Genomic DNA, 558 nt, shown 5'->3' with positions numbered 1-558 from the left:
CCTTTGGCCAATGAGCAAGTTGAACCCGCTAAAGAGTTGTTCAAGCGCTTCGACTCCGCAGCTATGTCCATCGGCGCTCTAAGTCCTGAAGCCCACCAAGCACTGGCTCAAGCCATGAACCATCTTGGTGGCTACTCCAACTCAGGAGAAGGGGGCGAAGATCCAAGTCGCTTTGGTACCAACCGCAACTCTCGCATTAAGCAGGTCGCCTCAGGCCGCTTTGGGGTTACTCCTCATTACCTTACCAATGCAGATGTTCTGCAGATCAAGGTAGCGCAAGGAGCAAAACCCGGCGAAGGCGGTCAGTTGCCTGGTCACAAGGTGACGGCAGAAATTGCTAAATTAAGGCACTCAGTGCAAGGGGTGACCTTGATCTCCCCTCCCCCTCATCACGACATTTACTCCATTGAGGATCTAGCGCAATTGATCTTTGACCTTAAGCAGGTCAATCCAGATGCCTTAGTATCGGTGAAGTTGGTTTCAGAGCCGGGTGTTGGCACCATTGCCACGGGTGTGGCTAAGGCTTATGCCGACCTTATCACTATCTCAGGATACGAC

General features: G+C 52.5%; 1 protein-coding gene. It reads left to right on the top strand.

Going from position 1 to position 558, the window contains the following annotated elements; genetic code table 11:
* Positions 1-558 (top strand): glutamate synthase-related protein (locus tag AB4585_RS24200; RefSeq protein WP_372171299.1); only part of this gene is annotated, 558 nt, incomplete at both ends.

The sequence above is a fragment of the Vibrio sp. 10N.222.49.C9 genome (assembly GCF_041474985.1).
GTDB classification, from domain to species: Bacteria; Pseudomonadota; Gammaproteobacteria; order Enterobacterales; family Vibrionaceae; genus Vibrio; species Vibrio crassostreae_C.
Note: the sequence above shows the minus strand (reverse complement) of the source record. Positions and strands in the feature narration are given on the sequence as shown.